The sequence below is a fragment of the Paraburkholderia piptadeniae genome (genome assembly GCF_900007165.1).
Classification (GTDB): Bacteria; Pseudomonadota; Gammaproteobacteria; order Burkholderiales; family Burkholderiaceae; genus Paraburkholderia; species Paraburkholderia piptadeniae.
The window spans coordinates 1-4,580 of record NZ_CYGY02000179.1 but is presented as its reverse complement, the minus strand read 5'-3'; the positions used below and the strand labels follow the sequence as shown (position 1 = coordinate 4,580).

General features: G+C 64.1%; 4 protein-coding genes. All 4 read right to left on the bottom strand.

Features of this window, described 5'->3' with window-relative positions; all coding sequences use genetic code 11:
- Positions 1 to 61: 61 nt before the first annotated feature.
- The 4 genes from BN2476_RS44035 to BN2476_RS44020 are packed head-to-tail and all read right to left on the bottom strand — an operon-like array spanning position 62 to position 4,566.
- On the bottom strand, positions 62 to 1,231 hold the full coding sequence (locus tag BN2476_RS44035) for an FAD-binding oxidoreductase (RefSeq protein WP_087740369.1): 1,170 nt from the start codon (positions 1,229 to 1,231) through the stop codon (positions 62 to 64).
- A gap of 60 nt (positions 1,232 to 1,291) precedes the next feature.
- On the bottom strand, positions 1,292 to 2,572 hold the full coding sequence (locus BN2476_RS44030; RefSeq protein WP_087740368.1) for an aromatic ring-hydroxylating oxygenase subunit alpha: 1,281 nt from the start codon (positions 2,570 to 2,572) through the stop codon (positions 1,292 to 1,294).
- A 39-nt stretch (positions 2,573 to 2,611) separates the two neighbouring features.
- On the bottom strand, positions 2,612 to 3,391 hold the full coding sequence (locus BN2476_RS44025; RefSeq protein WP_087740367.1) for a drug:proton antiporter: 780 nt from the start codon (positions 3,389 to 3,391) through the stop codon (positions 2,612 to 2,614).
- Positions 3,388 to 4,566 carry an electron transfer flavoprotein subunit alpha/FixB family protein gene (locus BN2476_RS44020; RefSeq protein ID WP_087740366.1) on the bottom strand — a complete coding sequence of 393 codons (1,179 nt, stop codon included), beginning with the start codon at positions 4,564 to 4,566 and terminating at the stop codon, positions 3,388 to 3,390. Before BN2476_RS44020 ends, BN2476_RS44025 begins: the two co-directional genes overlap by 4 nt.
- Positions 4,567 to 4,580: the final 14 nt, after the last annotated feature.

Here is a 4,580-nt window from a genome sequence, read left to right as displayed (position 1 = left end):
GGCGCATCGCGGATGCCATCGCAAAGGCAAACACACCAAAAAAGCGTCGCAGACAAAAAAACTACTTATCCACAATGAGATCACTCAACGGCTTGCTGCAACACAGCAGCACCATCCCCTGATCGATTTCACGCTGGCGGATGCCTCCGTTGTGCTTCATGTCCACCTGCCCCGACACGAGCTTCACCTTGCACGTGCCGCACATGCCCTGCGTGCACGATGCAGGCAGACGCACGCCCGACTGGCGCGCGGCGTCGAGCACATGCTGTGACGAAGCGCACTCGATCGTACGGTTGCTGCGCGAGAAGCTCACCGAGAAAGTCTGCGTGCCATTCGCCGTTCCGTCCCGTCCATTCGCGCCCGCTTTCCCTTCCGCTTCGAGTACTTCCGCCGCGACGTCCGGCTCGCTTTCGATCAGCGTTTCGAACGAGAAGCTCTCTTCGTGATACTGCTTGCGATCAAAGCCCGCGTCGTCGAGCAGATCGCGCACGGCCTTCATGTACGGCGCGGGGCCGCACGTGAAAATCTCGCGCTCCATGAAGTCCGGTGCGATCAGCTTGAGCAGCGGCAGCGTCAGAAAGCCGGTGATGCCTGGCCAGTTCGTGCGGTTGCCGAGTCGTTCGCAGACGAACGACGTTCTGAAATTGGCCTGATTCGCCGCGATCAGATCGAGTTCGCGCGAGAAAATGATGTCGTCGGGCGTGCGCGCGCTGTGCACAAACACGATGTCGCGGTCTTCGCTCAGCTCGTGATGCGCGCGACTCATCGACATCAACGGCGTGATGCCCGAGCCCGCCGACAGGAACAAATACTTGCGCGCCGGATGCCGCGCGCACGTGAACTCGCCCGCCGGTCCGAGTACGCGCACGCGCGCGCCCGCGCGCAGGTTGTCGTGCAGCCAGTTCGACACCTTGCCGCCCGGCACGCGCTTCACGGTGATCGAAATGGTGTGCGGGCGCGTCGGCGAAGACGAAATCGTGTAGCAGCGGTTGATCGTCTCGCCTTCGATATCGAGTTCGAGCGTGATGAACTGCCCCGGCTCGAACATGAACGCACGGCCTTCCGGCGAACGGAAGAAAAAGCTCTTCACATCGTGCGTTTCCTGGCGAACCTGGCAGCAGACGAGCGTTTCCTCGACATCGCTCGTCCAGCGCGCCGGCAACGCGCTCCAGAATTCAGGCTTCGTCACGCGGCTTTCGGCCGGTTCGAAGGTTGCTGCATCGCGCATCATTGCTTGCTCCACTTGCCGCCAGGCATCCCGTTGGTTTTCTTCAAAGCGCGGTTCAATGCCTTAGACGGCCTTGATGTTGATCGTGCGCTGTTCCGAAGCGGAATCATCGATGTGCGCGGCGAGGCGCTGCACATACCAGTCGCTGAACTTCTCGACGAGCCCTTCCGTGTACGGCGAATACGGACCCGGCTCATACGCGCTGCTCGACGCGCCGCGCTGCGAGAACTCGACGAGCGCGCGGTCCTGGTCGTTGGTCGCGTTCCACACGGCCGTGAGATTCTTCACGTCGTAATCGACGCCCTCTTGCGCATCCTTGTGCACGAGCCACTTCGTGCGCACGAGCGTCTCGCCCGCCGACAGCGGAATCACCGAGAACGTCACGATGTGATCGCTCATGAAGTGATGCCAAGAATTCGGCTGCGTCCAGAACGACAGGCCACCCAGGTCCGCCTGATCGAATTCGCCGAGCAGCATCTTCGACGCGACCTTCGCATCGAGCGTCTGCGATTCGCCGCTGCGATCGAGCGGCAAGCGCTGCGTGCGGAAACCCGTCACGTCCAGCAGACGGTCGATTTCCAAAGAAGGCAGATTCAATTCTTCCCACTGCTTCGCGCGCTCGATGCAGGTGCGCTCGAACGCATCCATGCCCTCGGCGTTGGCGGGCGAGCGCTGATAGCCGAAGCCGTACTCGTAGAGAGAAATGGTCAGCTCGGGATGGTTCGCGACGCAGTGGTAGCACTCGCGATTGTTCTCCATCGTGAGCTTCCAGTTGCCCTTTTCGATGATGTCGATCTGCGCGGCGATCTTGCAGTTCGGCAGATCGTGCGGCAGCAGATACGGCTCCATCGCCGCGCGCATCACTGCGAAATCGACGGGCGGCTTCTCGGCGAGGCACACGAAGATCAGACCCGCGAGGTTCTCGACGTGCACGCTCTTCAGGCTGTGCTTGCAGCGGTCGAACTGCTCGCCCATGTGTTCCGCGAACATCAGGTCGCCCGTCAGGCTGTACGTCCAGCTGTGGTACGGGCAAACGATATTGCCGACGGAACCCTTGTCCTCGTTGCACAGGCGCGCGCCGCGATGGCGGCACACGTTATGGAACGCGCGCACCTGCATGTCGTCGTCGCGCACGATCAGGATCGAGTCGTTGCCGAGCTCGACGGTGACGTAGTCGCCCGGCTCGGGAACATCCGGCTCGACGGCCACCTGAATCCAGTGCTGGCGGAAGATCGCGTCCATATCGAGCGCAAAGATTTCGTCGCTCAGATAGAACGGTGCTTCGAGGCTGTAACCCTTCTTGCGCCGATCGACCAGCGCGCGAATGTCTGCCGATACTTTCATGTGTGCTCCGGGGTGCGAGGCCGTGTGGTGCGGCGCAAATCAGTAATCGATGAGTTGATGCTCGCGCAAATAGCCGAGTATCACTTGTGCTTTTTCGACCGAAGTCCCTTCAATTACGACGCTTCCGCCACGACTTTCCGTCGTCGTCGCGGACAGCATGCGGGCATGGCCCGAGCGCTTCTCGGCGGCCGCGAGGCGCACCGGTTTACGGGTGACGGGCGACAGCGTCCATTGCACGGCTTCCGCGTCGGCGCCCGCCTGCGCGCGCTGCGGCTGGATCGTGCCCGCGCGCAGCCGCGCGTACGCGTAGCGCGGCGTGACGGTCGCAAGCGGATGCACGGCAACGACAGCGGGCAACGCGACATCCACGCGACGACGCACGCCTTTCGGCAAGAATTGCCGCACGGTCGTGCGGCCGCCCGCCACCGTCACATCGACAGCCGTGCCGACGAGCGGATACGCGAGCGCGTCCGCGAGCCGGTAAGGCAGCATGCCGCTATCGAACGCGCCCTCCGCGCACGTGCCCGTCAGCACGAGGTCGTAGCCCTTCAGGCGGGCGGCGAGCGCGCTCACGGCATCGTCGTTGTCGCCGCACGTCAGCACTTCGACGCGCTCGGCGCCCAGCGCCAGATATTCTTCGAGTGCGGGATTACCCGGATCGCCCGCATGCAGCACGTCCAGATGCGCGGCGTGCTGGCCAGACAGTTGACGGCCGATTTCGAGCGCGGCGGCATCGTTGCGGCTATAGCGCGCGACGCCGCTCACAGGATGCTTGCCGACCGACACGAGCACCGCGATTTTTTCGAGCTTGCCGTTCATGCCGCAACTCCTTCGACGATAGGCTTCATAGCGGGCGCGCCGGCAGCGGAACGCGCGGCCCGCGCACGATCGATCTCGTCGATCAGCGACGCAATGGTCGCTTGCGTATCGCCGATGATCGTGAGGTTCGCGCGCTTGACGATGGGCGCGCTGCCGTCCAGGTTCACCGCGATCACATGGCGGCAATCCTTGATGCCCTGCAGGTGCTGCACCGCGCCCGAAATGCCGAACGCGATATAGACGCTGGCCTCGACCGTCTTGCCCGTCGCGCCGATCTGCTTGTCGCGCGTGAACATGCCGTTGTCGACGGCGACGCGGCTCGCGCCGATTGCCGCGCCGAACGTGCTCGCGAGCTTTTCGAACGTGGCGACGTCGTTGACACCGTTGCCCGCCGATACGATGAAGTCCGCTTCTTCGAGCGCGACCTGCGCGGCGTCGATCTCCTCGATGCCGAGGTCGCGGTACGCGCTATTCGATGCGTTATCCGTTTGCGCAAGCGCCGGCATCTCGATGCGCTCGCCAGCGCCGACGAACGGCAGGCGCGTATCGACCGCGCCCGCTGCGAGCAGAATCACGTCGGGCAGCGCACGCGTCGCGTAGGCCTTCTTCGCCTGCGCATACGTCGACACAGCCTTCGCGTCGATCTGCACCACGTGCGTCGCGATGCTGGCGCCCGCGAGCGCGGCGTAACGGCGACCGAGATCGCCGTCGCCTGTCGCGTTGTCGGGCATCAGGATATGACTGGGCGAGAGCTGCGCGATGCAGGCGGCCACGGCCTGCACTTCGCGCTCCGGCGCAAACGCGCGGCGGTCGAACGACGGCAGTTCGATCACCTTGTCCGCGCCGAGCGCGGCTGCGTCGTCCTTCAGTTCGCCGAGCACCAGCAGCGCGACTTGCGTCGCCGCGTCCGCGATCAATGCGGCAGCGGCCAGCGCCTGACGCGCGTGATCGTCGAGACCACCGCGATCGCTGTGCGCGACGACGAGCAGCGTGTGCTGCGGCGCCTGCGTCGTACGCAGCCCTTTGGCGGCCGTGTGACCGTGCGCGCCCGTCTGCAACGCATCGTCATACGATGCGCCCGCCACGTGCTCCGCGCCCAGCGTGATGCGCTTCAGTCCCGCCGCCGTGATGACGAACGGCCGGCGCGGATCGATACGTTTGATGGTTGTATTCATCGTTCACTCCAACG

What these genes read in the sequence shown, in the direction of transcription:
- BN2476_RS44035 (WP_087740369.1), bottom strand. Translation starts at nt 1,231, where the DNA reads ATGATGCGCGATGCAGCAACCTTCGAACCGGCCGAAAGCCGCGTGACG.
- BN2476_RS44030 (WP_087740368.1), bottom strand. Translation starts at nt 2,572, where the DNA reads ATGAAAGTATCGGCAGACATTCGCGCGCTGGTCGATCGGCGCAAGAAG.
- BN2476_RS44020 (WP_087740366.1), bottom strand. Translation starts at nt 4,566, where the DNA reads ATGAATACAACCATCAAACGTATCGATCCGCGCCGGCCGTTCGTCATC.
- BN2476_RS44025 (WP_087740367.1), bottom strand. Translation starts at nt 3,391, where the DNA reads ATGAACGGCAAGCTCGAAAAAATCGCGGTGCTCGTGTCGGTCGGCAAG.